The organism is Cellulosimicrobium sp. PMB13 (assembly GCF_051294865.1).
In the GTDB taxonomy this organism is placed as follows: Bacteria; Actinomycetota; Actinomycetes; order Actinomycetales; family Cellulomonadaceae; genus Cellulosimicrobium.
The window spans coordinates 4,256,894-4,282,820 of record NZ_CP145910.1; the positions used below are offsets into that span (position 1 = coordinate 4,256,894).

At 73.6% G+C, this 25,927-nt stretch carries 20 protein-coding genes, 1 tRNA gene and 1 riboswitch; of the genes, 6 read left to right on the forward strand and 15 right to left on the reverse strand.

Annotation, left to right across the window (positions count from 1 at the left end; all coding sequences use genetic code 11):
• Positions 1-3: 3 nt before the first annotated feature.
• The 3 genes from V5D56_RS18925 to V5D56_RS18935 all read right to left on the reverse strand — a co-directional run bounded on the left by V5D56_RS18925 (position 4) and on the right by V5D56_RS18935 (position 2,291).
• Complete coding sequence (locus tag V5D56_RS18925) at positions 4-960, reverse strand: DUF6882 domain-containing protein (protein ID WP_435736810.1); 957 nt, start codon at positions 958-960, stop codon at positions 4-6.
• Between the two features lie 71 nt (positions 961-1,031).
• Complete coding sequence (locus tag V5D56_RS18930; RefSeq protein ID WP_435736811.1) at positions 1,032-1,466, reverse strand: helix-turn-helix domain-containing protein; 435 nt, start codon at positions 1,464-1,466, stop codon at positions 1,032-1,034.
• A gap of 72 nt (positions 1,467-1,538) precedes the next feature.
• Positions 1,539-2,291, reverse strand: a complete 753-nt coding sequence (locus V5D56_RS18935) for a TenA family protein (RefSeq protein WP_435736812.1) — start codon at positions 2,289-2,291, stop codon at positions 1,539-1,541.
• Positions 2,282-2,411: riboswitch (TPP riboswitch) on the reverse strand. Its footprint overlaps the gene before it by 10 nt.
• Before the next feature lie 80 nt (positions 2,412-2,491).
• On the opposite strand from V5D56_RS18935, the gene V5D56_RS18940 reads away from it, so the two are divergent.
• A complete protein-coding gene (locus V5D56_RS18940; RefSeq protein WP_435736813.1) occupies positions 2,492-2,887 on the forward strand; it encodes a VOC family protein in 396 nt (131 codons plus the stop codon).
• Between the two features lie 3 nt (positions 2,888-2,890).
• Here the strand turns inward: V5D56_RS18940 and V5D56_RS18945 are convergent.
• From V5D56_RS18945 to V5D56_RS18960, 4 genes are all read right to left on the reverse strand, one after another.
• Positions 2,891-2,964: transfer RNA gene (locus V5D56_RS18945), tRNA-Leu, on the reverse strand.
• A 154-nt stretch (positions 2,965-3,118) separates the two neighbouring features.
• Positions 3,119-4,609, reverse strand: a complete 1,491-nt coding sequence (locus V5D56_RS18950; protein WP_435736814.1) for an NAD(P)/FAD-dependent oxidoreductase — start codon at positions 4,607-4,609, stop codon at positions 3,119-3,121.
• A 209-nt stretch (positions 4,610-4,818) separates the two neighbouring features.
• Entirely contained in the window at positions 4,819-6,180 is a 1,362-nt protein-coding gene (locus tag V5D56_RS18955) for a hypothetical protein (RefSeq protein ID WP_435736815.1), read from the reverse strand.
• Entirely contained in the window at positions 6,180-6,512 is a 333-nt protein-coding gene (locus V5D56_RS18960) for a PadR family transcriptional regulator (RefSeq protein ID WP_435736816.1), read from the reverse strand. The genes V5D56_RS18955 and V5D56_RS18960 overlap by 1 nt, the downstream gene beginning before the upstream one ends.
• Before the next feature lie 142 nt (positions 6,513-6,654).
• Here V5D56_RS18960 and V5D56_RS18965 point away from each other — a divergent pair, with 142 nt between their 5' ends.
• Positions 6,655-7,458 carry a hypothetical protein gene (locus tag V5D56_RS18965; protein WP_435736817.1) on the forward strand — a complete coding sequence of 268 codons (804 nt, stop codon included), beginning with the start codon at positions 6,655-6,657 and terminating at the stop codon, positions 7,456-7,458.
• Between the two features lie 84 nt (positions 7,459-7,542).
• Here V5D56_RS18965 and V5D56_RS18970 read toward each other — a convergent pair whose 3' ends face one another.
• Positions 7,543-8,562 carry a Ppx/GppA phosphatase family protein gene (locus V5D56_RS18970; RefSeq protein WP_435736818.1) on the reverse strand — a complete coding sequence of 340 codons (1,020 nt, stop codon included), beginning with the start codon at positions 8,560-8,562 and terminating at the stop codon, positions 7,543-7,545.
• 142 nt (positions 8,563-8,704) lie between these two features.
• On the opposite strand from V5D56_RS18970, the gene V5D56_RS18975 reads away from it, so the two are divergent.
• Positions 8,705-10,858, forward strand: coding sequence for a SpoIIE family protein phosphatase (locus tag V5D56_RS18975; RefSeq protein WP_435736819.1), 2,154 nt, complete (start codon positions 8,705-8,707; stop codon positions 10,856-10,858).
• 44 nt (positions 10,859-10,902) lie between these two features.
• On the opposite strand, the gene V5D56_RS18980 is transcribed toward V5D56_RS18975, so the two are convergent.
• Positions 10,903-11,430 (reverse strand): DUF501 domain-containing protein, encoded by a 528-nt coding sequence (locus V5D56_RS18980; RefSeq protein WP_435736820.1) that lies wholly within the window; start codon positions 11,428-11,430, stop codon positions 10,903-10,905.
• A gap of 122 nt (positions 11,431-11,552) precedes the next feature.
• A complete protein-coding gene (locus V5D56_RS18985) occupies positions 11,553-12,062 on the reverse strand; it encodes an FtsB family cell division protein (RefSeq protein ID WP_435736821.1) in 510 nt (169 codons plus the stop codon).
• A 136-nt stretch (positions 12,063-12,198) separates the two neighbouring features.
• Here V5D56_RS18985 and V5D56_RS18990 point away from each other — a divergent pair, with 136 nt between their 5' ends.
• Positions 12,199-12,441, forward strand: a complete 243-nt coding sequence (locus tag V5D56_RS18990) for a hypothetical protein (protein ID WP_435736822.1) — start codon at positions 12,199-12,201, stop codon at positions 12,439-12,441.
• Positions 12,442-12,644: 203 nt separating this feature from the next.
• On the opposite strand, the gene eno is transcribed toward V5D56_RS18990, so the two are convergent.
• The 3 genes from eno to V5D56_RS19005 all read right to left on the reverse strand — a co-directional run bounded on the left by eno (position 12,645) and on the right by V5D56_RS19005 (position 19,130).
• The gene (eno, locus tag V5D56_RS18995) at positions 12,645-13,925 is read right to left on the reverse strand and encodes a phosphopyruvate hydratase (protein ID WP_435736823.1); all 1,281 of its coding nucleotides are present in this window, start codon (positions 13,923-13,925) and stop codon (positions 12,645-12,647) included.
• 243 nt (positions 13,926-14,168) lie between these two features.
• Positions 14,169-14,885 carry a MazG family protein gene (locus V5D56_RS19000; RefSeq protein ID WP_435736824.1) on the reverse strand — a complete coding sequence of 239 codons (717 nt, stop codon included), beginning with the start codon at positions 14,883-14,885 and terminating at the stop codon, positions 14,169-14,171.
• A 138-nt stretch (positions 14,886-15,023) separates the two neighbouring features.
• Complete coding sequence (locus V5D56_RS19005; protein WP_435736825.1) at positions 15,024-19,130, reverse strand: endo-1,4-beta-xylanase; 4,107 nt, start codon at positions 19,128-19,130, stop codon at positions 15,024-15,026.
• 234 nt (positions 19,131-19,364) lie between these two features.
• Between V5D56_RS19005 and V5D56_RS19010 the strand changes: the two genes are divergently transcribed.
• On the forward strand, positions 19,365-19,583 hold the full coding sequence (locus V5D56_RS19010; protein ID WP_435736826.1) for a PLD nuclease N-terminal domain-containing protein: 219 nt from the start codon (positions 19,365-19,367) through the stop codon (positions 19,581-19,583).
• Positions 19,584-19,623: 40 nt separating this feature from the next.
• Here the strand turns inward: V5D56_RS19010 and V5D56_RS19015 are convergent, their stop codons facing one another.
• Both V5D56_RS19015 and mfd read right to left on the reverse strand, forming a co-directional pair.
• Positions 19,624-20,745 (reverse strand): glycosyltransferase family 4 protein, encoded by a 1,122-nt coding sequence (locus tag V5D56_RS19015; RefSeq protein ID WP_435736827.1) that lies wholly within the window; start codon positions 20,743-20,745, stop codon positions 19,624-19,626.
• A 314-nt stretch (positions 20,746-21,059) separates the two neighbouring features.
• On the reverse strand, positions 21,060-24,821 hold the full coding sequence (gene mfd / locus V5D56_RS19020) for a transcription-repair coupling factor (protein ID WP_435736828.1): 3,762 nt from the start codon (positions 24,819-24,821) through the stop codon (positions 21,060-21,062).
• Positions 24,822-25,267: 446 nt separating this feature from the next.
• On the opposite strand from mfd, the gene V5D56_RS19025 reads away from it, so the two are divergent.
• Entirely contained in the window at positions 25,268-25,912 is a 645-nt protein-coding gene (locus V5D56_RS19025; RefSeq protein ID WP_435736829.1) for a phosphatase PAP2 family protein, read from the forward strand.
• The last annotated feature ends 15 nt before the right edge of the window (positions 25,913-25,927 follow it).

Below are 25,927 nucleotides of genomic sequence, written 5' to 3' on the forward strand. Positions count from 1 at the left end.
CCCTCAGCCGTGCCGGCGGAACCAGCGCCGGCGCGGCGGCTCGCTCGGCGTGCCGGCGCCGACCGCGGCATGCGCGGTGCCGGCGCTGGCCTCGCCCGCGGGCGAGTCGGCAGGAGTCGGGTGGGCGTCGGCCGGACCGACGTCCGCGTCGGCAGGAGTCGGGTGGGCGTCGGCCGCGTCCGCGTCGGCAGGAGTCGGGTGTGCTTTGGCCGCGTCCGCGTCGGCAGGAGTCCGGTGGGCGTCGGCCGGGTCGGCGTCGGCCCGCGCGGCGAGCGCAGGCTCGACGGCGGGTCGCGCCGTCGCCTGGATCTGCGCGATCCGGCCGGCGTCGTCGAACGCCACGGTCACCGCACCGCCCGGTACGACGAGCGCGAGCGACCCGTCGTCGTGCGACTCGACCTCGAGGCCGCGGCCGTCCGCGTAGGCGAGCACGGCCCGGCGGTGGTCGACGACCGTCACCGACAGCAACCCTTCGCTCAGCGCGCGCACGACCCGCGGCACGCTCGGCGGGGGCAGCTCGAGGGTCTCGTGCTCGAGGAGGAACCAGGCGCGCGTACCGCCACCGACGGGTGCGCCGTAGTGCGTGAACGACCCGGTCGTCGTCTTGGCCGCGAGCGTGAGGCGGTGCGGCAGCTCCGCGGAGAGCGAGACCTCGGCGGTCGTCGTCTCCGGCAGCCCGGCGCCCCGCGTCTTCTCCGCCGCCACGAGGACCTCGTCAGGGAAGCCGTTGATGTTCTGCCAGGCCCACATCCAGGTCCCGGGTCCCGGCGCGGACGTCCCGAGGAGCTGGAGCCGGCACTCGGTGACGACGCCGGTGGCGGACGTGAACGTGAACGCGCCCGTCGTCAGGTCGGCGTGCCACGCGTCCTCACCGTAGAGGTCCGCGAGGTGCAGCATGTGCTCGTGGGACAGGAACGCGGCGTCGTCGACGAGGTCCTGGAGGACGGGCGGCTCGGTCATGGTTCGAACGTAGCGCCGTCCGGTGCGCCCCGGCGGGCAGCGACACGGGGCCGCACGGAACGCTCGCGGGATCAGGCCGCGACGAGCGCCCGATGGTGCGCGACGCGCGCAGACACGGCGCCACCGGTCCTCGCGCCGCGCGGCCGCGCCCCCAGTGCCGCGCGCGGGGACGGTCGGGCGCCGGCGGACGACAGGACCAGCACCGGGCCCACGGGACGCAGCTCCTCCCCCGCCCGGGCGACGAGGTCGACGAGCCGGATCCCGAGCGCCGCGCAGACCGCCGCGAGGACCTCCGACGACGCCTCCTTGCGACCGCGCTCGACCTCCGACAGGTACGCCGTCGAGACCCGCGCCGCGGTGGCGACGTCGACGAGCGTTCGCCCCTGCGCGAGCCGCGCACGACGCAGGATCCCGCCCATCACGTGGCGCAGGAGCGGCTCGGCACGCCGTGCCGCCCCCGGCCGTGACGTGGCTGCGTGCCCGGTCGCGACCGCCTGTCCGTCCATGCCGGTCACGCTACCCGCGCCCCGGTCCGGTCGTCGCCGGACCGGGGCACGGATCTGCTGTCGGCGTAAGGCTCACCAGTCCTCGAGCGTCTGCGCCATCTGCCAGAACCGGGTCTCGTGCCGGCAGCTCAGCTCGAACGCCCGCTCCATGCGCGCGCGCTCGGCCTCCCCGGCGTCGGCGGCGAGGGCGTCGAGGCGTGCCCGCAGGTCCGCGAGCACGCCCTCGGTGCGCTCCGCCGCGTAGAACTCCCACCATCCCGCGAGCGGGTGGTCCGCGGCGATCGCGCCCGGCGTCGTCGCGCGCTCGTCGAGCCAGAAGCGCCGCGCCGACCAGATGTACGTCCACGGGCACGGGAGCAGCGCGGCGAGCAGCACGCCGAGGGAGTCCCGACCGGCGGCGAGCATGTGGTCGACGTACGCCTGCGCGCTGGGTGCGAGCCGCGAGACCTGCGCGTCCTCGTAGCGCACGCCGAGGAAGTCGCACATCGCGTGGTGCGCGTGGGACTCGTCGTCGAGCAGGAAGCCTGCCTTGCCGTGGAACCACGCGGCCCACGAGCGGTCGGGCGCGAGCGCCATGCCGAGCCCGTAGCAGCGCAGGTAGGCCGTCAGGTACTGGTGGTCCTGGCCGACGTAGTGCCGGACGGCGGCCGGCTCGACCGTCCCGTCCCGCAGCCCGGCGAGGAACGGGTGGTCGTAGAACTCGGTGAACAGGTGCGCGTACCGACGGCCGAGCCCGGCGGTGAAGCCGTCCTCGTCGTCGGCGACGAGAGCACCGGGGTTCCCGGTGGTCGGGTTGGTCAGGGTGGTGATGGCAGACGTCGTCATGCCCACGTTCCTCCGCTCGTGCTAGCGAGATCAGGTTCGACGGGTCCGGGCGGTCTACCGCTCGTCTCAGTCCCTCGGCCCGGCGCTCGTCGCCCGGGCGGGACACCCCGCGTGGTTCGTCGGCACCCTAGCAGCCCCCTCGCCGCGCCCGCCGGACGGTCCGGCGAGCGCGAGCGTCCGGGCGGGTCGACCATGGACGCATGTTCCGGAGCCTCTTCCCGATCCTCACGGTGGCCGACGTCGAGCGGTCCCTCGGCTTCTACCGCGACCTCCTGCGCGGCAGCGTCGCGTACGCGTTCCCCGACGACGGCCCGCCCGTGTACGTGAACGTGCACGTGGGCGGGTCCCCGCTCGGGATCGGGCTCGCCGACACCGCGGACGTCCGCGGCGGCGCGACGCTGTGGGTGTACGTCGACGACTGCGACCGTGCCGTCGAGCACCTCGCCGCGGCGGGGGTCACCGTCGTGGAGCCGCCGACCGACCAGCCCTGGGGCGAGCGTGTCGCGCGCGTGCAGGACCCCGACGGCAACGTCGTGGTCCTCGGCCAGGAGGCCGCGCCGCCCGCCGAGCCGGACGGACCGACGGGGCTCTCGTGAGCGTGCCCCCAGCGGGACTCGAACCCGCACTGCGCCGGGTTTAAGCCGGCCGCCTCTGCCAGTTGGGCTATGGGGGCGCTGGCCCGAGACTACCCGGACCGTCCCGGCCACCCCGGGGCACGTACGGTCCGCGGTCGTCGCCGGGGACGCCACGAGGGGCGGGCCGCACGCGCGGCCCGCCCCTCGTCGTCGGGCACGTGGGCTGTGCGCCCGGTACCCGTCAGGTGCGCGTCAGGAGGCCTTGGCCGCCGGCGTCCTGGAGTCCGAGTCGATCGTCCCCGCACCCGACTCTGCCGCGGCGGCGGAACCCTGCGCGGTCTGCTTCACGGGCTCGCCGTCCTTCTTCGGCGGCACCGACGCCGTGCGGAACTCGGCGCGCGGGTCGTGCAGCGAGCCGAGGGACACGAGCTCGCGGCCCATGAGGAACTGGCCCATCCAGCCGATGAAGATGCGGATCTTGCGGTTGCCCGTCGGCATCGCCATGACGTGGTAGCTGCGGTGCATGAGCCACGCAAGCACGCCGCGGAGCTTGAACACGCCGAACAGCTCCGCGACACCCTTGTACAGACCGAGCGAGGCGACGGTGCCGACGTTCTTGTGGCGGTACTCGACCGGCGGCTCGCTGTGCAGCTCGAGCGCGAGGTTGTCGGCGAGGCGCGTGGCCTCACGGATCGCGTGCTGGGCGTTCGGGGGGCAGAACTTGCCGGGGTTGAGCACGTCCGGCACGGCGGCGCAGTCGCCCGCGGCCCACGCGTTCGGCACGACCTCGCCCTCGGCGTCCGCGACCTGCAGGGTCGGCAGGACCGTGACGCGGCCCAGCTTGTCGACCGGGAGGTCCGAGGCCTCCTTGATGACCGGGTTCGCCTTGACGCCCGCGGTCCACACGATCGTGTCCGAGTCGAACTCCACGCCCGTGGACGTGACGACGTGGCCGTCGACGCACGACGAGAGGAACGTGCTGAGGTGGAACTCGATGCCGCGCTTCTTGAGCTCCTCGAGCGCGTACTCCGCCATCGGCTCGCTGAGCTCCGGCAAGATGCGCCCGGCGCCCTCGATCATCACGAAGCGCAGGTCGCGCTCCTCGATCGTCGCGTAGTTGCGCGTCGCGTAGCGCGCCATGTCCTCGATCTCGGCCAGCGCCTCGATCCCCGCGAACCCGCCGCCGACGAACGTGAACGTCAGCATGCGGCGACGCAGCGTCTCGTCCCACGTGGACGACGCGACGTCCATGCGGTTGAGCACGTGGTTGCGGACGGCGATGGCCTCCTCGACGTTCTTGAAGCCGATCGCGGTCTCCGCGAGACCCGGGATGGGCAGCGTGCGCGAGACCGAGCCCAGGCCCACGATGAGGTGGTCGTAGGTGACCGAGTAGTCGTCGCCCTCCTCGGGGTGGATCGTCACGCGCCGGTTGCCGTGGTCGATCCCGACGACCTTGCCCTGCAGCACGTCGACGCCCTTGAGCGCGCGGCGGTGCGGCGCGACGACGTCGCGACCGTCGATCGACCCGGCGGCGGCCTCGGGGAGGAAGGGCGCGTAGGTCATGTACGGGCGCGGGTCGACGACGACGATCGCCGCCTCGCGGCGGCCGAGCTTCTTGCGCAGGCGACGAGCGGCGTACAGACCCACGGAACCGCCGCCGAGCACGACGACGCGCGGCACCTTGCGGGGCCGCGGCGAAGCGGTCTGGGCACGGCTGACCGAGGTCAGGTCATTCTGAGGCATGGTTCCAGAGTATTACTGCTCCCGGACCACGCGAGCCCGGGCGTCCGTCAGACGGGCGTGATCCCGCGCACGCCGGACCGCGCAGAGCGGTCGGAGCGGGCGAACAGAGCGGTCGGAGCGGGTGAAATCGTGCGGAACCTGACCTGCCGAACCCCGGGTTACGCGCGCATCAACCCGCTGATCGCGACGTAACCCGGGGTTCGGCAGGCTCAGCCGACGGCCTCGACGACCGGCGTGGGCGTCGCCGTCGGGGGCAGGACGACGCCGGCCGGGGCGTCGGTCACCGGGGTCTCGCCGCCCGGCGTCCCCGCCGCCGGGGCCTCGGACTCGTCGTCGCCCGGCGCGGCCGGCTCGTCACGCTCGTCCGTGCCCGACGGCGCGCCGTCGTCCGTGCCGCGCGTCGCCGGGATCTCGGTGGGCGCCTTGAGGAACGGCCACGGCATGTCGTGCGTCCGGGTACCGGTCGCGGGGACAGGCCGCCCGTCGTCGTCGGCGTACTCGACGTCCTCCTCCGCGACCGCACGCAGCGGGTACACGTTCCAGCGCTCACGGCCGTCGGTCGAGAGCGTGGGCTGGAAGTACCACGACCCGTCGACCTCCGGCACCGACCAGGACTGGTACGCGGCGTCCACGCCGACCGTCCGCACCGGACGACCGCGGTCGTCGAACACCTGGACGTCCCGGACCGGGTTGCCGTCCGCGTCGTAGACGAACAGGTTCGAGACCTGGACGCCGTCGACCCACACGCCGTCCGCCCCCTCGGGGACGACGCCGCCGTCGTACGACACGGGCTGGCCTCCCCACGATCCGCCCGTCGCCGCCTGCACGCCCTGCTGGTACCCCTGCTCGTACGAGACGTGGCTCGCGGGACCGGCGCTCGCGGTGGCCGCGAAGGGGAGGGCCAGGACGGCCGCCGCGACGGAGACGTACCGCACGGCGCGAGGCATCCAGGCGAGCGGGAGCCAACGGCCCCGGCCCCACTGGACGCTCACGACGACCGCGGCGAGGAGCAGCAGCCGTGCGGACAGGTCCGGCGGCAGCACGGCGACGGCGTAGCCACCGAACGCCCAGAGGACGGCCGTCGCCGCGACCCAGCCACGCAGCACCCACCACACGGGCGTGAGCGCGCGGAAGAACTCGCGCACCGTCGCCCACTGCGGCGTCGAGGTCACCGGCTGCCACAGCGAGCGCCAGCCGGAGCCGAGGATGCCGCCGAGCACGAGGAGGCCGCCACGAACCCCGATGCGGGGACGCCGTCCGGGGGCCGGTGCACGGGGCGGGAGCCCGGCCGCCTCGCGCAGCTCGTGGGCGTACGCCTCGGCAGGGCCGAAGAGCGCCACCAGGTCGAGGGTCGTGTCGTCGGCGCCCTCCGGCGACACGGCGGCACGCGGCAGGGCGCCCGGGGCGTCGACCACCGCTTCCGCGAGGTCGGCCTCGAGCCCGTCGGCGAGCTCCTCGACCTGGTCGGGTCGCAGGTCCGCGAGGTGGCTGCGCACCTCGTCCGCGTAGGCGCGGACGAGGTCGTAGAAGGCGAGGCCGGTGGGCGGCCCGGCGGGCGTCGTCGTGCTCATCAGGCAGCCACCTCTCGCGTGCGCAGGATCGCGGAGACCGTGCCCGCGAACGTCTGCCACTCCTTGCGGTGCAGGTCGAGCATCGCCCGGCCCTGCGGGTTGATCCCGTAGTACTTGCGGTGCGGGCCGGCGTCGGACGGGACGACGTACGTCGTCAGGGCGCCGTTGGCGTACAGACGGCGCAGCGTCCCGTACACCGACGCGTCGCCGACGTCCTCCAGACCGGCCGCGCGCAGTCGGCGCACGACGTCGTACCCGTACCCGTCCTCGTCCGCGACGGCCGCGAGGACCGCGGCGTCGAGCACCCCCTTGAGCAGCTGTGTGGCGTCCACCGCATCCTCTCCCCTGTCACCGGTCGACCGCGGCCGCGGTCGTGCTGTGCACACTACCGCGCTGTGCGTAGTACTGCGCACCACGACACTCCGGCACGGCGACACTCCGGTCCCGCAGTCTCTCCCCGGGCATACTGCTGCCGTGCCGATCACCGACCCGCCGACGGAGGCCGACCTGCTCCGGGCACGGCTGCGCACCCAGCGGCGCTTCCGCCGCACCGAGGCCCTGGTCGCCGCGCTGACGCTCGCCCTCGTCCTGGCGACACTCCTCGCTCTGCCCCCCGATGCGGACCAGCACACCGACGAGGTCACCGGCGCGATCACCGCGATCATGGTCCTGATCGGCCTGCAGTGGGCGCTCACGCTCCGGCTCGGCTGGCGCGTGTACGACCAGCCGGCGAGCAGGGCCCTCCGGCGCAAGGCCCCGTTCCGCGGCTGGTGGTTCACCCCGTCCACGCCGCTCCTCGCCGTCGTGCTCGCGCTGCCGTGGGCCCTCGACGGCACGTTCGGCACCAAGGAGTCCATCGCCATGGACCTGTGGTTGCTCTTCCTCCTGTTCCTGATGGCCGCCGGGCTCGGCCTGCTCGCGGTCCCGACGGTGCTCGCGCCGATCGAGATGCTCCTGCGCGGCGTCGCCACGCTCGTCGCGGCCCGGAGCGCCGCGGACCGACGAGAGGGAACCGGCTACCTCTGGGGCGCGTTCGGCATCGGGGCGCTCACGACGTTCGTGCTGGTCGTCGGCGCCGGCGCAAACTTCGGGACGAGCGGCCGCGCGGCCTGGGGCAGCGTCGTCCTCGCGCTGCTCGGCGTCCCGCTGGGCTACGACGTCCGGAGCCCGGTGCTCCTGTGGGTCGGCCGAGTCATGTTCTACGCCGCGCTCACGTACGTGGTCGTCGCGGTCGTCCGCCGTCGGCGCGCGTCGCGCAAGACCACCGCCGAGTCGTGACCGCCGCCCCTGAGGCGCGCGAATCAGGGGCGGAGAGTCACGTCTCGGCGGTCGGCGTCGCCGCAGGCGGGGTCAGGGGACCGGTCAGGCGACCGACCACGCGATGCCGTCGAGGATGTCGTGCTCGCTCGTCACCACGTCGGTGAGCTCGCCGCCCGCGGCGGCCACGTCGTCGCGCACGCGCGCCACGACCTCCGACCAGACGAGCGCCCCGGCGCCGATGACGTCCACGCGTCCGGGGTGCATGAACCCGAGCGCGGCGCGGTCGGCGCGCGAGCGGTGCAGCAGGTCGTCGCACGCGGCGAGGACCTGCTCCACGGACAGGACCGCGCCGTCGATCCGGTCGCGGTCGTACGCCGCGAGCCGCAGCGCGTGCGCGGTCACGGTGGTGACCGACCCCGCGAGCCCGACGAGCGTCGCGGCCCGGCCGAGCGGCACGACGCGCGCCGCCTCGTCGAGCGCGGCGCGCACGTCGGCGCGCGCAGCGGCCTCCTCCGCGGCGGTCGGCGGGTCGCTGCGCAGGTGGCGCTCGGTGAGGCGCACGCAGCCGACGTCCATCGAGTGCGCGGCGTCGGGGGTGGCCGTGCCCAGCACGAGCTCCGTGGACCCGCCGCCGAGGTCCACGACCACGTACGGTCCGGGACGCAGCCCCGCGACGGTCGACGTCGCTCCCCGGAAGGACAGCGCCGCCTCCTCCTGGCCCGACACGACCTCGGGCTCGACGCCGAGCGCGTCGAGGACGCCCTGGACGAAATCGTCACGGTTCTCGGCGTCGCGCGTGGCCGACGTCGCGACGAACCGCGTGCGCGTCGCACCGAGCTCGGTGACGACCGCGGCGTAGCGACGCACGGCGTCGAGCGTGCGCTCGAGAGCCTCGGGGGCGAGCCGACCCGTGCGGTCCACCCCCTGCCCGAGGCGGACGACCTCCATGCGCCGGTCGAGGTCGGTCAGGGTGCCCGCGACGGGGTCGACGTCGGCGACGAGGAGGCGGATCGAGTTGGTGCCGCAGTCGATCGCGGCGACCCGCGTGGTGCCGGGAGCAGGAGGCGCGGGCGCCGGGGAGACGCGCTGCGCGGCGGGAGCAGGGGTGGAGCCGGAGGTCATGCGCCAAGCCTGCCACCCCGCGCGCCCGGCACGCGTCCCCAGACGCCTGGCGGGCGTGATCGCGTGCGAGGGCGAACGTCGTCCCCTCAGGGCATGATGTGCGCTGCGACGCCACTCGGCGCCCACGAGGCACGGAGGAACCATGCACGATCCCGGGGGCGCGGCGCCCGCACACCGGGCCAGGCGGTCGGAGACGGCGACGCACGGCATCGACCACGCCGACGTCGACCGGCCGGCGCTGCTCGAGGCGGCCGCGCGGGCGGCAGGGCTCGGGACGTTCCAGTGGGACCTCGTCACGGGCGCGCTGCGCTGGGACGCGGCGCTGCTCGACGTGTTCGGCTATGACGAGGAGACCTTCGGCGGCACGATCGACGCGTTCAACGCGCGCGTGCACCCGGACGACGTCGCGCCGGTGACGGCCGCGCTCGACCGAGCGATCGCCACGTGCGGCGTGTACGAGGCGGAGTTCCGCGTGCTGCGGCCTGACGGCACCATGAGCTGGCTGACCGCTCGCGGTCGGGCGCTCGCCGGGCCGTCGGGCACCGCCGAGCAGGTCGTCGGCGTCACGACCGACACGACGGCGCTGCGTGCCGGCGAGGAACGCGTGCAGCAGATCCTCGAGGACATGACGGTCGGCTACTACTGGCTCGACCCCGAGTGGCGGTTCGGCTACGTCAACGCCGAGGCGGAGCGCATCCTCGGCAGCCCGCGCGAACGCCTCCTCGGCGGCGTGGTGTGGGACCTCTTCCCCGCGGCCTCGGGCTCGACGTTCGGGGACGGCTATCGCGAGGTCGCGCGCACCGGGGAGCCGATGGTCTTCGACGCGTACTACCCCGCGCCCCTCGACGGCTGGTACGAGGTGCGGGCCGTGCCGGAGCGCGGCGGCGTCGCCGCGTACTTCACGGACATCACGGAGCGGCGGCGCGCGCTCGAGCTGGCCGAGGAGGCGCAGGCGCGCTCGGCGCTCCTCGTCGCCGTCGCGACCGACCTCGCCGAGACCCTCGACCCGGTCCGCGCCCTGGAGGCGGTGCTGCCCCATCTGGTGCCCGGCATGGCGGACTTCGCCATCGCGAGCACCCTCGACGATGGCCAGGGTCCGTGGAAGGAGCGGCTGCACGACGTCGCGGCGCTGCACGCCGACCCTGCGGTGCAGCCCGTCCTCGACCGGTACCGGACGATCCGGGTCCCCGCCCTCACCGCCACGTCGCTCATCGCGGAGACGCTCGCCGGCGCGCCGCACGCGCTCCGGTCGGGGACGCCGCGCCCCGGGGACCTGGTCGAGGACGGTCCCGCGCACGACCTGCTCGTGAGCCTCGCGCCGCACGCGTTCGTCGTCATGCCGCTGCGCGGGCGCGGGCACGTGCGAGGGCTGATCACGCTCGTCCGAGGAGCCGAGCGCGGCGACTTCACCGAGCCGGACCTGACCGCGCTGCGCGACGTCATGGCGCAGATCGGCCTCGCGCTCGACAACGCCCACCTGCACGCCGTCCAGCGCGGCCTGGCCGAGGAGCTCCAGCGCGGCCTGCTCACGCCCCTGCCGGAACCCGACCACCTGCACCTCGTCGCGCGCTACGCACCCGCGACCTCCGGGGCGCAGATCGGGGGCGACTGGTACGACGCGTTCCTCGTGCGCGACGGCAGCACGTGCCTCGTCATCGGTGACGTCACCGGCCACGACCTGCGGGCCGCGGTCTCGATGGCCCAGGTGCGCAACCTGCTGCGCGGCGGCGCGCACGCGGTCATCGAGCCGCCGGCCGCGATCCTCGAGTCCCTCGACTGGGCCATGCACGACCTGGCGGTCGGGACGATCAGCACCGGCATCCTCGCGCGCGTCGAGCAGCCGGACGACCTCGAGGAGCGCGACCTGCGGAGGCTGAGATGGTCGAGCGCCGGCCACCTGCCACCGCTCCTCATCCATCCGGACGGGACGGCCGAGCTGCTCTACCGGCAGGCCGACCTGCCGCTCGGCGTGCGCGTGCACACCGAGCGCCAGGACCACACGCAGCTCATCCGTCCCGGGTCGACCGTCCTGCTCTACACCGACGGTCTCGTCGAACGCCGCGGGGAGTCGCTCATGGTCGGCCTCGAGCGCCTGCGCAGCAGCGCCGAGCAGTTCGAGGGTCTGTCCCTCGACGAGCTGTGCGACGGCCTCATCGCGGACCTCGCGCCCACGCGCGAGGACGACATCGCGCTGCTCGCGATGCGCGCGTTCACGGCGGAGGAGCCGCGACCGGCAGAGGCCGGGCCCGAGGTGCTGCCCGAGGACCTCGTGGACCCGCTCCACCCGGGGACCTGAGGCGGCGCCGCGACGGTCTCGCCGGGGGCTGCTCGGGCCGCTGCTCAGCAGGTGCAGCGGTCGGGGCGCCAGACGTCGCGCACGCGCTCGAGCGCCTCGTCGCCGAGCGGGTTGACGCCCGGCCCTGCGGCCAGCGCGTGCCCGACGAGCACGTGCAGGCACTTCACGCGCGTCGGCATGCCGCCCGCGGAGATCCCGTCGATCTCGTCGACGTGGCCGAGCGTCTCGCGCTGCGCGAGGTAGTGCTCGTGCGCTCCCCGGTAGGCCGCGGCGAGGTCCTCGTCCTCCGTGAGGCGGTCCGACATCTCCGTCATCACGCCGTTCGCCTCCAGCGTCGACGCCGCGGCGACCGCGCCGGGGTGGGTGAGGTAGAACGTCGTGGGGAACGGGGTGCCGTTCTCGAGCCGGGGCGCGGTCCGCACGACGAGCGGTCGCCCGCACGCGCACCGTGCCGCGATGCCCACGACACCGCGCGGCGTCCGGCCGAGCTGCTCGGCCAGCACCTCGAGGTCGTGCGGCGTCACGACGGCGGCGGGGTCGTCGGCGGGGATGGCCAGTCGGGCGTCGGTCACGGCGGGTCCTCGGGATGGGATCGGGGTCAGGGCGTCAGGTCAGCGCGTACAGGTCCGGCGTCGCGGACACGTGCCCGACGGCGCGCGGCCGACGCGGCCGCGGCGTCACCGGTGGCGACGCCTCACCCATTCTCCCCGGTCGCAGCACCCGGCTCGTCCGTCGCGGGGGGTTCCGTCCCGCCGGCCGGCACGTCGTCGGCTCCGGGCGCGCTGCCGCCGGCCCCCTCGTCGCCCTCCTCGGGCGTCGGCTGCTCGCCCGCGACCTGCACCGACTCCCACATCGCCTGGTACCACGGCGTCCCGTCGCGGCTCTCCACGGGTCCGTCGGTGATGGCCTGGCCCGTCTGCGGGTCGAGGTCGTCCGGGACGGACTCCGGGTCGAGCACGCGCCAGGGCCGCTCCCCCGGCATGACGTAGTTGAGCCGGTCGCGCGCCTCCCGCTCGACGTACGCGCGGTCGTCCCAGCGCTCGAGCTCCGCCTCGAGCTCGTCGTGCTGCCCCTGCGCGTCGACGAGGTCGCTGCGGAGGGCGCGCAGCTCGTTCGTCTGGGTCACGTAGGCGCGCACCGTCGGCAGCAGGAGCACGACGGCGAGGAGCCCGACGACCGACAGGACGAGGGCCCGGACGGTCACGACCTCCGGGAGGAGGAAGCCGTGCCTGCTGCGCCGCCGGTCCTCCGGGGCGGGACCCGCCGGCCGTCGGGCGGGGGCACGGCGCGCCGCCGGACGACGCGTCGACGAGCCCGTCGAGGACCCGGCTCCGGACGCCGTGCGCTTCGACGACGCGCCCGAGGAGCCACCGTCAGACCGTGCCGAGGCCGTCGGGGACGACCGCCCTGAGCCCTTCGCGGCCGTCGAGCCCGACGCCGTCGAACGCTTCTTCCCCGACGAGGGAGCCCCGCCCGAGGCCTTCGACGGGCCCGTCCGCGACCCCGACGCAGGGCGTGCGGAAGCCCCAGGACGCGCGGGCGCACCGGGGCGCGGAGGGCGACGCGAGGACGGCATGCCCTGATTGTGCCGCCGTCCCGCGTCCCGACTCGGCAGTACGCGCGGGGCCGCACCAACGTGAGCCGATCGACACGATCTCTTCACCCGCCGCAGGGAGAACGCCGAGGCCCGGCGGACCGTGACGGTCCGCCGGGCCTCGGCGTGCGGGTGCAGGCGCTGGTCCCGCTGTGCGGGTCCGGACCGGTCAGGCCGACCGGCGCGAGAGCGTCAGGCAGACCAGCGCGGGAAGGCCGAGCGCCCGGCGTAGCGCGCGGCGTCGTCCAGGGCCTCCTCGATGCGCAGGAGCTGGTTGTACTTGTTGATGCGCTCGCCGCGGGCGGGCGCACCGGTCTTGATCTGGCCGGCGTTCGTCGCGACGGACAGGTCGGCGATCGTCGTGTCCTCGGTCTCGCCGGAGCGGTGCGACGTCATGGCCGTGAAGCCGTTGCGCTGCGCGAGCTCGACGGCGTCGAGCGTCTCCGTGAGCGTGCCGATCTGGTTGAGCTTGACCAGCAGCGAGTTCGCGGCCTTGAGCTCGATGCCCTTGGCGAGGCGCTCCGGGTTCGTGACGAACAGGTCGTCGCCGACGATCTGGACGCGGTCCCCGACCTCGGAGACGAGCTGCGACCACGAGTCCCACTCGTCCTCGGACAGCGGGTCCTCGATCGAGACCAGCGGGTAGTCGCGCACGAGCTGCTCGTAGTACGCGATCATCTCGGCCGGCGTCTTCGCGCCGCCCTCGAACTGGTACGCGCCGTCCTTGAAGAACTCTGTCGCGGCGACGTCGAGCGCGAGCGTCACGTCGGTGCCGGGCGTGAAGCCGGCCTTCTCGATCGCGACGAGGATGAGGTCGAGCGCCTCGCGGTTGTTGGCGAGGTTCGGGGCGAAGCCGCCCTCGTCGCCCAGGCCGGTGGCGAGGCCCTTCTCCTTGAGCACGGACTTCAGCGCGTGGTAGACCTCGGCGCCGGTGCGCAGCGCCTCGCGGAACGACGACGCGCCGATCGGGGCGACCATGAACTCCTGGATGTCGACGTTCGAGTCCGCGTGCGACCCGCCGTTGAGGATGTTCATCATCGGCACGGGCAGGACGTGCGCGTTCGGGCCGCCGACGTAGCGGTACAGGTCCAGGCCGGCGCTCTTCGCGGCGGCCTTCGCGACGGCGAGCGAGACGCCGAGGATCGCGTTCGCGCCGAGCTTGCCCTTGTTGGGCGTGCCGTCGAGGTCGATGAGCGCGGCGTCGATGAGGCGCTGGTCCTCGGCCTCGAAGCCGATGAGCTCGGGGGCGATGTCGTCGATGACGGCGTTCACGGCGCCCTCGACGCCCTTGCCCAGGTAGCGGGACTTGTCGCCGTCACGACGCTCGACGGCCTCGAACGCACCGGTCGACGCGCCCGACGGCACGCCGGCGCGGGCGAACGTCCCGTCGTCCAGGACGACCTCGACCTCGACGGTCGGGTTCCCGCGGGAGTCGAGGATCTCGCGCGCTCCAACGGCTTCGATGCTGGCCACAGGTGCTCCTTCAGGCAGGGGGCGCGCAGGCGCTCCGACGGCGGCCGACCCGGGCAGGAAAAACCCGGGGCACCGCGTGCGCCCGCGACGGTGGTGGGGTTTACGACCCCACCCTAGTGCCCGGATGTGACCCGCGCCGCTCCGTCCGCCCCTCGGGCGTGCGGCCATGACCTCGGACGCGCGACGAAGGACGAACGTCCTCCACGCCCCCGGTCGGCGCGTCCTCGCTCGAGGACCGGCGTCCTACCTCGCGGGACCGGCACCCGGCGCCCCGGCCTCCTGCTCCGCCACGGAGATCGCCGACTCGACGCGGCGCAGCTCGGCGCGCAGCGCCGCCTCGGCGTCGACACCGGCCGCGTCGGCCTGCACGACGAGGGCGAGCAGCTCGCGCCCGAGCCGCTCGTGCGCCGTCGGGCCGGGGACCGGTCCCGCGAGCGCCGACGTGAGCGTCTCGCCGAGCCCGCCGCGACGGGCGCGCGTGAGGACCTTCTGCGCGCGGGCGAGCGCGCCCTGCGTGTGGGAGATGCCGTCGAGGACGGACGACCGCTGCTTCTCGGCCTTCTTGATCGCGTCCCACTGGGCGTGCAGGTCCGTCGTCGCGGCGGCGTCGGTCCCGGCCCCGAACACGTGCGGGTGCCGTCGGACGAGCTTCGCGACGAGGTCGTCGGCGACGTCGTCGACGGTGAACGGGTCCGGCTCCTCGTGCGCGATGCGCGCGTGGAACAGGACCTGCAGGAGCAGGTCGCCGAGCTCCTCGCGCATGCCCGCGTGGTCGCCCGTCTCGATCGCCTCGGCGAGCTCGTGCGCCTCCTCCAGCAGGTAGTGCACGAGCGACTCGTGCGTCTGCTCGCGGTCCCACGGGCACCCGCCGGGCGAGTACAGACGGTCCATGACGTCGACGGCGGCGCGGAGCCCGTCGGTCGTAGGTCCGGTGCGGGGTTCCGGGGCGTGGGCGCTCATCGGCCCATCGTAGGGAGGGCTGTGGCGGACAGGTCTCGCTCTCCGCCCGCCGAGCGTGTCCTGCCGACCGTCGACCAGGTGACCGTGGCCCGCCTCGTGTCCGGACGAGCCACGATCACCTGGTCGGCGCGGCGGTGGTCAGCCGCAGGTGTGCGCGTCGTACGGCACGTCGAGCGTCCTCGACACCTCGGCGATGCGCTCGCCCCCGTCGCTGCCGGCGGCGGTGCCCGTGACCGTGACCGTCGCCGTGCCCGCCGGGACTGACGTCGCCCGGACCGCGAACGACTGGTACGCCGACCCGCCCGGCGCGACGCCCGTGAACGCCCTCGTCCCGTACGGCGTCGCGAGCGACACGTCGAGCGGCACGTCCGCCCCGTTCGTCGCGCGGACCGCCACATAGGCCTTGCCCGCCAGGCAGCGGGCCTGCGCCTCGACCGTCACCGGCAGCTCGGGAGCGGCCGCACCCACGAGCCGAGCGACACCCCACCTGGCCGTCGACTGGTACCCCGCTCCCGACGGGTCCGCCCAGTTGCGGATCGCCGTGCGCGCACCGTCGGCGGCGTCGTTGACCTGCAGGTCCAGGCCGTGGAACGTGCCTTCGCCGCCGTGCTCGAGGAGGCTGACGGCCGCCTCGACGACGTACCCGTCGGCCGTCCGCGCGACGGCGCTCGACACGCGACCGCGCTGGAACGCCTCGTCGCCCGTGCCGAACGACACAGCGTTCGCCGCGCTGATGCGGATCTGCGTGTCGTCGTACCGGTACGACCCGTTCTTCGCGTTGCCGGCGTCGACGTAGATCTCCACGGAGTCCTGGACCCAGGGGTCCGAGCCGGAGACGTCGACCACCGGGTCCGCGACCTCGGCCAGCACGTAGAGCGTCTGCCCCCGCCACAGCGTGCGGACCGTCGCGACGGCGCCGCCGCTGCCCTGCACCTCCTTGGCCGTGGTCACGGGCTCGCCCGCCGCGTCCCACGCCGTGTCGACCGCGCCGTCGATCTCGGGAGCCGACGACGCCGGCGCGACCTCGAGGTACGACAGCGGCTCCAGGAGGCGCAGCGTGCCGGTCGCTCCCGGGGTGTTCCACGACGTGGTCGCCTCGCCGTCGGTGACGCGCACGTCGAGCGCGAGCGTGCCGCCCTCCGCGGCGGCGTCGAGCGGGAGGTGCGCGACGACGTCGTACCCGCCCTCCCGCTCGGTCACGACCGCGGTCGCACCGGCCGTCGTCGTGCCGTCGCGCCGGACGACGTGCTCCACGTCCTCGAGCTCGAAGGTCACGGCGTCCGTCGCGTCGCCCGGGCCGCCTGCGTCCTCGATGCTCGCGAACGCCGTGAGGTGGTCGGGCGCCCAGCGGAGCTGGAACCCTGCCTCCCCGTCGGGTGCGGCGAACCGGTGCAGCGGGAGCTGGCTCCACGCGAGCGCCGAGGACGCGTCGCCGTCGAGGGGGACGTCGCCCGCGAACACGTCGGCCGTGCGCAGCCGCGCGGGCAGGTCACCGTCCACCACGCCGTGGTACGCGGGCTTGGCCTTGAGCGCGTCGTCGAACACGAGCGGGGCGCCGCTGCTCGCGCGCCAGCTCCGCCCGTCCGTGAGGCCCCACACGGTGACGGAGTACAGGTCGTCGGCGTGCTCGCGGAAGACCCGGAACGCGTCGCGGTAGTAGTACCCCTGCTCGACGAGGCCCGCCTGCGTGACCGGGGTCCCCGTCGTGACGTCGAGCTCGGTCACGGCCTGCGTGACGGGCAGGTCGGCGAACCGGTCGATCGCGCCCTCGAGCGCCGAGACGGGCATGGCGAGGCTCACGTGGAACTGGTGCCCCACACCGTCGACGGGCACGCCCCGCGCCAGGAGGCGGTCGACGAGCGCGCGGTAGCGGTCCTGCTTGCCGCCCTGCTCGGTGTTGTAGTCGTTGATGAAGAGCGCGACCGGCCGCTCGCCCCGGTCCTTCGCGGCGGGGTCCGCGTAGACGTCGTTGAACGCCTCGTCGGCGTACTCGAACGCGAGGTCGATGAACTCCTCGCCGAGGATCCGGAACCACTCCGAGCGCCGGAGCCCGTCCGGGTTCTCCCCGCCGTCGGAGACGACCTCGTTGACCACGTCGAACGCCGTCACGGGGTTGCCGCCGCCGAACGCGCCGTGCTCCTCGGCGAGCGCGCCGGCGACGTCGAAGACGTGCGTGCGCAGGCGCTCGCGCAGGACCTGCTTGTCGGCCTCCGAGCTCGTGAGCGGCGTGCCGTCCGCGCCCTGGAAGAACCACGCGGGCGTCTGGCTGTGCCACACGAGCACGTGCCCGTAGACGCGCAGGTCGCGGTCCGCGGCGAAGTCCATGAGCGCGACGGCCTCGGGGTGGGGACGGAAGGTGCCCTCGGCGTCGTACCAGGCCTCGGGCTTCATGTGGTTCTCGGCCGTGATCTGGTCGAAGTGCCGCAGGAGCAGCTCGGACGCCGCGCCCGCGGTCTCGCGCGAGTCGATCGCGACGCCCACCGGGACGTCCACCGTCTCCTTGACACCCGTGAGGTTCTCGACCACGGGCGGCGGCGGGACGCGCAGCACGACGTCGTCGACGAGGAGGTCGCTCGTGTTGTCGCCGTTGTAGTCCGTCTCGAGGTAGAGCAGCGCCTCGTCGGCCTCGGCGCCCTGGAACGTCGCGGTGACCTGCGTCCAGCCGTCGTTCGTGATCCCGGAGAACTGTGCGAGCGTCGAGTACGACGTCGCGCCGTCGACCGTGCGCGCGATGCTCAGCCACACGTCGTCCGCGGGCTGCCCCTCGGCGAAGCGCACCCAGGCGCTCAGCTCGTACGTCGTGCCCGGTGCGAGCAGGCCGGTGACGTCGTGACCGATGCCGTCGCCCTGGCCGTCACGGCCGGAGACGATCGCGGCCTGCGTGCCACCGTGCGCCACCGTCGTGAGGCCGAGCGTCGGCGTCGTCGCGTCGCCCGCGCGGGGGACCCAGCCGTCCAGCCCGTCCTCGAAGGACGTCTCGATCAGCGCCTGCCCGAGCGGGGGTGGTGTGCCCTGCGGGAACGTGAACGTCCAGCCGTCCGCGAGCCGCTCGCTCACCACGGTCTCGACCGCCGCGAGGGTGCCGGACCGGTCCCCGCCGCCGTCGTGCGCCAGGACGACCTCTCCGGGCTTCATCGCGGCGCGCAGGTTCGCGGTGAGCGTCGGGACGTCCTGCGTCTCCCAGTCCGCGATCGTGTTCGTGACCGCGAGCGGCTGCATCCCGAGCGCGACGGCGACCGCCGGTGTGCCGCCCCAGGAGCCGTTCGGCGCCCGGAAGAACGGCACGGGGTAGGTAGGGTCGCCCAGCGCGGTCCGGATGATCCGGAGGTTCTCGACGAGGTCGGCGCGGACCTCGTCCGCCGTCCACGAGCCCATGTCGGCGTAGCCCGTCGAGTGGTTGCACAGCACGTGGCCCTCGTCGACGATGCGGCGCAGGATCTCCGCGCCGCCGGGCGCCTCGACGTTCTGGCCGATCACGCAGAACACCGCGTGCAGGTCGTGCTCGGCGAGGAAGTCGAGGAGCGCCGGCGTCGTGCCCGGGTTCGGGCCGTCGTCGAACGTCAGGGCGGCGACGTCGCCGCTGCCCTCGGCGAGGCGCACGGGCGTCGGCACGGGGTTCACCGCTCCGCCGGGCACGACGTCGCCCGGGTCGACGGCGTCGCGCGCGGTCACCAGGACGTCGTCCACGAGGAAGGACGGGTGGGTGCCGTCGATCGGGGCCGCCTCGACGTAGAGCGTCGCGGCGGTCAGCGCGTCGGGCAGCGTGTACGCGCCGCCGATGCGGACCCACCCGTCGGCGGTCGCGGTGACCGCCCCGCCCACCCAGGTGTAGGCGTCGCCGGACGGGCTCGTCTCCTGCACGGTGAAGTGCATCCCCGACGCGCCCGCCGTCCCGGTGGGCAGCTTGACCCAGGCCTCGACGTCGTACGTCGCGCCCGGCTCGAAGAGCGTCGCGACCGACGTGGCGGGACCGTTCCACTCCCCCGTGCGCCCGCTGACGTGCAGGCTGCTCGCACCGCCGCGCGACTCGGCGTCCGTGAGGGCGAGCGCCACCGGACCGCGGGGCCCCCACGGCGCCGCCGACTCCTCAAAATCGTTCTCCAGAACGATATCGATATCGTTATCGACTTGCACAGACGTCTCTCCCGCGGATGCTTCGGCACCCATCGCGCCACCCGCTCCCCCGCCCATGACGAGGGCCGCAGCCACCCCCGCCACGACGGTCTTCCAGGTCCTTCGCATCATCGCTCCCTTGCGATCGCTCAGTCGGGCGGTACGCCCGTCGGGCGCGCCGGCGCGCCCGCCCTCACCCTAGGCGCGACGGCACCGGAGAGACAACGGTTGAACAAATATCGGTCGCCCACAGCCGATCCAGGCACCCGCGACCCGTGCGGCCGGCGAGCGTGAGGACTAGCGTCGGTACGGAGCCGGCACCTGCGCCGAGCGACCGCCACCGCACGACGAGAGGAACACACCACCATGGGTACGCACCGACGCTGGGCCGACCTCAGCCGGGGCCAGAAGGTCGCGGTCGGCGTCGTGGGCGCCGTCCAGATCACGTTGACGGCCGCGGCGTACCGCGACCTCGCGCGACGGCCCGCGGACCAGGTCAACGGGACGAAACTCGCGTGGGGCATCGCGCTGCTCGTCAACTGGGTCGGGCCGATCGCCTACTTCCTCGACGGCCGCAAGGGCTGACCAGCCCCCATTTTCCGTCTCCGGTCGATCGCACAGACGGTCATTGCCGATAGATGGCCTCGTACCGATGTGCGACAACGTTCCACGAGAAGCGTCGGACTGCACGACTACCGCCAGCGCTCACCCTCGCGTGGTGCTCATTGTCGAGAACCATTGCGCGCATCGCCGAGACGAGCGCTGCGATGTCGAACGGATCGACCAGGAGGGCGTCGACGCCGTCCTCGACGATCTCCGCCGCACCCCCGTGGACGGTGACGATGACGGCGCTGCCCGACCGCCACCCCTCGAGGAGGACCAGCGGAAAGGCGTCGGATCGACTCGGGACGACGAGAGCACGCGCCGCGTGCATCAGCGAGTCGACCTCGAGACGACTCAGTCGGCCGGGTAGGTGCACTCGATCTGTCAGCCCGTGACTCGCTACAGCCTTTTCCAGTGACTCACGCTCGGGACCGTCGCCGACGATCACGAGCTGGATCTCGGAAGGGAGATCTGCGCACGCGAAGGCGTCCAGAAGCAGGTCGAAACCTTTCACGTCAACCAGGCGGCCGACGGCGAGGACGAAACGCTGCGGTGCCCACACCGGTGGATCGGTCCGTTCGCTCACGGCCTGGGAACCGTTCGGCACCACGTGTCCCGCACCAGCAACGAGCCCGAATCTTCCTTCAAGATCGTCAAGGACGTAGCGCGACGGCGCTGTGACGGCGGAGGCGCGGACCATGGCACGCCGGAGCGAATGACGAAAGATCATCGACGACCGGAAGACCTCGTCCAGGTCACCCAACGTCTCGCCATGGGAGGTGACAACGAGACGCCTCCGCAACAGGGATGTCCACAGCAGGGCCCACACGCCATTCTCGGCGAAGCCGTGTACATGGACTACGTCCGGCCTGTCGATCCTCATCGCGCGTATCCATCGGCTCGACGCCATGACAGATGCCGCAACGAAAGCGGCGACCTCTCGCGCGCCCCGTTCGGGCAGCGGGCTCGGTAGGTAACGGACGACGACACCCTCAGGGGCGTCTTGCTCGTCATTGCGCCGCGCTGCGACCCATACGACGACCTCGCATCCAGCACGCACCAGATGTTGTGCAACTGCAAAGACGTGGCCGCCGAGACCGCTGCCTTCTGGCGCGACGGAGGTGGTCACCAGTGCGATGCGCATGTGCTTCCTCTCTCAAAGGTCATCGCACAGTAAGACACGTCCGTTCACCCACCTGCCGATTCCAGTGTTCGGAACGGGTGAAACTTCAACTTCCTGAGAGCGAGCAAGGGAGGCAGGAGCGATCGCCGACTTCGTCCCACGCGGCTGTTGGGATCCGTCCAGGCTGATCGACCGCTCCGCGTCATGAACGGCCCATCCAGGGACTTTCGATCAGCGTCGGGCGCACCGGGAATGTGACCCCGCGCGAGGTGCTTGTTCGACCCATCCCATGGATCGGCTGAGCTGCGAGCGGCCACTCTGGCAGGTGGGCTACGTCAGCGACGCGCCGCCGTGCCCACGGTCGCCGCCGCGCTCACCTCGCCGAGGACGACGGCGTCGATGAGCTGGCGCGCCCAGTCGAGCACCTCGGTGCCGCGCAACGGGCGACCGCCGATGCGGGCCGTCGTCGGGTACGGGACGAGGAACGCGCGGATCGCGGGCTTGAGCATCGTGCCCGGGTAGAGCCGCTTGAGGCGCAGCTGCGCCGACTCCGGGAGGTCGACGGGCGCGAACCGGATGAGCTTGCCCTGCGCGGTGACGTCCGTGAGCCCCGCGCGGCGCGCGTGGTTGCGGAAGTCCGCGACGTCGAACAGCGCGGACGCGACGTCGGGCAGCGCGCCGTACCGGTCGACGAGCTCGGCGCGGACCTCGGCGAGCTGCGGCGCGTCGGTCGCCGCGGCGATCTTCTTGTACGCCTCGAGCCGCAGCCGCTCGGTCGCGATGTACGACTCGGGCAGGTGCGCGTCGACCGGGAGCTCGATCGAGATGTCGGGCTGCTCCTCCGGGCCGTCGCCGCGGAAGTTCGCGACGGCCTCACCGACCATGCGCACGTACAGGTCGAACCCGACGCCCGCGATGTGCCCCGACTGCTCGCCGCCGAGCAGGTTGCCCGCGCCGCGGATCTCGAGGTCCTTCATCGCGACCTGCATGCCCGCGCCGAGGTCGGTGTGGGCCGCGATCGTCGCGAGGCGGTCGTGCGCCGTCTCCGTGAGCGGGCGCTCCGGCGGGTAGAGGAAGTACGCGTACGCGCGCTCGCGCCCGCGGCCCACACGGCCGCGGAGCTGGTGCAGCTGGGACAGGCCGAGCATGTCGGCGCGCTCGAGGATGAGCGTGTTGGCGTTGGAGATGTCGAGCCCGGTCTCGATGATCGTCGTGCAGACGAGGACGTCGAGCTCCTTCTCCCAGAACGCCCGGATCACCTGGTCCAGCTGGTTCTCGTTCATCTTGCCGTGCGCGACGCCCACGCGGGCCTCGGGCACCAGCTCGCGCAGGCGCGCAGCCTGCCGCTCGATGGTCTCGACCTTGTTGTGCACGTAGAAGACCTGGCCCTCGCGCAGGAGCTCGCGGCGCAGTGCGGCGGCGATCTGCTTCTCCTCGTACGCGCCGACGTACGTGAGCACGGGGTGGCGCTCCTCGGGCGGCGTCGCGAGCGTCGACATCTCGCGGATACCCGTGACCGCCATCTCGAGCGTGCGCGGGATCGGGGTCGCGGACATCGCGAGCACGTCGACGTTCGTGCGCAGCTGCTTGAGCGTCTCCTTGTGCTCGACGCCGAACCGCTGCTCCTCGTCGATGATCACGAGACCGAGGTCCTTGAAGCGGATGCTGCCCGTGATGAGGCGGTGCGTGCCGATGACGACGTCGACCTTCCCCAGCCGCAGTCCCTCGATCGTCTCCTGGGACTCCTTGGCCGTCTGGAAGCGCGAGAGCGCCTTCACGGTGACGGGGAAGCCCGCGTACCGCTCGGAGAACGTCTCGAAGTGCTGCTGCACGAGCAGCGTCGTCGGCACGAGCACCGCGACCTGCTTGCCGTCCTGGACCGCCTTGAACGCGGCACGGATCGCGATCTCCGTCTTGCCGTAGCCGACGTCGCCGCACACGAGGCGGTCCATGGGGACCGTCTTCTCCATGTCGGCCTTGACCTCGTCGATCGTCGCGAGCTGGTCGGGCGTCTCGACGTACGCGAACGCGTCCTCGAGCTCGCGCTGCCACGGCGTGTCCGCGCCGAAGGCGTGACCCTGCGTCGCCATGCGCGCCGAATAGAGCCGGATGAGCTCGCTCGCGATCTCGCGGACGTGCTTGCGCGCGCGCGACTTCGTCTTCGCCCAGTCCGCGCCGCCCATCTTGTTGACGCTCGGGGACTCGCCGCCGGTGTACTTCGTGACCTGGTCGAGCTGGTCCATCGGCACGAAGAGCCGGTCCCCCGGCTGCCCCCGCTTGCTGCTCGCGTACTCGATGACGAGGTACTCGCGCGTCGCGGCGTTGCCGCCCGTTCCGAGCGTGCGCTGCACGAGCTCGACGAACCGCCCCACGCCGTGCTGCTCGTGGACCACGAAGTCGCCCGCCTTGAGCTGCAGGGGGTCGACGACGTTGCGCCGCCGGCTCGGCATCTTGCGCATGTCGCGCGTGCTCGACCCGGCACGGCCCGTGAGGTCGGACTCCGAGAAGACCGCGAGCCGCAGCTCCGGGACGACGAAGCCCTTCCCGACCATCGCCGGCGTGACGAGGACGATGCCGCCCTCGGGCTCGTCGTCCAGTCGTGCCACGAGCCGCGCGGGGGTGTCCGCGGCGCCGAGCTGCTCGACCATGCGCTTCGCGGGGCCGTGGCCCTCCGTCGTGAGGACGAGGCGCCATCCCGCGTGCTGGAGCCCGCGGATGTCGTCGAGCGCGCGCGCCACGTCGCCGCGGTACGACTCGACGTCGCGCGCGCCGATCGTGAACGTCGGCACGCCGTGGGCGCTCTCCCCCACGTGCGGGCCCGTCGTGCCCGACGCCGCCCGGTCGCCGGGCGCACCCGGCCCGCCCGCCACGGGCAGGGCCGTCGGGTCGATCGCCTCGTCCAGGTCCGGGTTGTCGAGCGCGAACGAGGACAGCGTCCACCAGCCGAGACCGCGGCGCTGCGCGACGGCCCGGACGTCGGCGAACGTCGCGAACGACGCCGAGGAGAGGTCGAGCGGCGTCTTGCCCCCGGCCACCGCGCCCGTCCACGCCGCGGCGAGGAACTCCTCGGTCGTGGCCACGAGGTCGTGGGCGCGCCGACGCACGCGCTCGGCGTCGTCGAGGACGAGCAGCGCGTCGTCGGGCACGAGCTCGAGCACCGGGACCATGCGGTCCACGAGCACCGGCGCGAGCGACTCCATGCCCTCGACGGCGATGCCCGCGGCGAGCCTGTCGAGCATCTCCGTGGCGCCCGGCAGCTCGTCGACCAGCGCCGCGGCACGGGCGCGGACCGCGTCCGTGAGCAGGATCTCGCGGCACGGCGGCGCCCACAGGCCGTGCTCGGCGATCTCGAGGCTGCGCTGGTCCGCGACCGCGAACCAGCGGATCTCGGAGACCTCGTCGCCCCAGAACTCGACGCGCAGCGGGTGGTCCTCCGTCGGCGGGAAGACGTCGAGGATGCCGCCGCGCACCGCGAACTCGCCGCGCCGCTCGACCATGTCCACGCGCGTGTAGGCCGCGGCGACGAGGCGGTCGGCGACGTCGGTCAGGTCGGCCGAGTCACCCGGGTGGAGCGCGACCGGCACGAGGTCCCCGAGCCCGGCCACGACCGGCTGCAGCAGCGCGCGCACCGGCATGACGAGCACCCGCACCGGACCTGACGGGCCGACCTCGGCGTCCGGGTGCGCGAGGCGCCGGAACACCGCGATGCGCTTCGCGACCGTGTCCGCACGCGGGCTCAGCCGCTCGTGCGGCAGGGTCTCCCAGCTCGGCAGGACCGCCACGAGGTCCGCGAGGTCGTCCGGGAGGTACGCGCGCACGCTCGCCGCGAGCTCGTCCGCGTCACGGCCCGTCGCCGTCACCACGACGAGCGGGCGCGACCCCGACGCGGCCCGGGCCAGCAGGTCGTCCGCGGACCGGCTCGACGCTCCGTCGCCGTCCGAGCCGGTCGCCCTTGCGCCGGCCATCGCGGCGAGCAGCGGGGGGCGCACCCCCGCCGGGCCGACGACGTCGGCCTCACCGCGGGCGCGCACGTGCTCCACCGCGGCGGACGCGGCCGGGTCGGCGAGCAGCGTGGGCAGGATGCCGGTGAGGTTCATGCGGGTGCGGGTCCTTCCGAGGACGACGTCGGGCGACGGCGAGCCCTGCAGTGCGTGCGCGGCTCGGAGCGTCGAGGAGCTGGACGTGCGAGGAGCTGGACGAGAGGGCAGCACGAGCGGCCCGGACCGGCGGCCGTCGGGGACGAGCGCGGTGGTCCAGGCTGGGACGTGCGGTGTCGCGCCCTCCTCAGGAGCCCGCAGGGCTCCCAGGAGACCCCAGGACCCCACAAGAGCCCACAGGAGCCGAGGCGGGACGACGGCAACCAGGGTACGCCGGGGCGCCCACATGCTCGCGTCCGGCGGCTTCGCGACTCACCCTCCCGGCGGCCGAGGCTCCACGTTTCACCCTCCCGTCGACGTCCGGGGCACTCCCCCCGCGACCCGGTCGGCCATAGGCTCGCCGTGCCGCCTCGTGCGGCACGGCCGGACGACGTCGGGAGGCGCCCGTGCGAGATCGGCGCTCCTGGGGAGCGGTGTTCGCGGCGCTGTGCGCCGCGGCGCTGGTCGGCGTCTATCTCCTCGCCGTCCGCACGACCGCCGGCCAGGCGATGGATGTCGGCGGGTTCGCCGAGCTGCAGCGCGGGGGGTACCCCGTCGCGCTCGCCGCGACGTGGACGCGCGCCGCCCTGCCGGCCGTCCTCGTGCTGCTGTGCCTGGCGCTCGGGGCTCGTGCGCTCTGGACGCGCCGGTTCCGGGACGTCGTCGGGGCTCTCGCCGTCGCGGTGGTGCCGTTCGCCGCGTCGACCTGGCTGCGCGACGGCGTGCTCTCCCGCCCCTACCTCGGCGACTTCGGCTACTCCTACAACACGATGCCCTCCGGCCACGTGAGCGCGGCGGTCGGTCTCGCCGCGGCCGCGGTCCTCCTCTGGCCGGAGCGAACCCGGCGGCACGCCGCGCGGGTCGCCCTCGTCGTGGTCGTCCTCGCGTGCCTCGCCTCCGTGGTCGGGCACGCGCACCGGCCCAGCGACACGATCGCCTCCGTGCTGCTCGTCGGGATCGTCACGGGCGTCGTGGTCGCCGTGCTGGACGTGCCGTCGGTGCCGGCGCGGTCCACCACTTTCACCCGTGCCCCCCAGCACGAGCACCGCTAGCCTGTACCGGCCGGG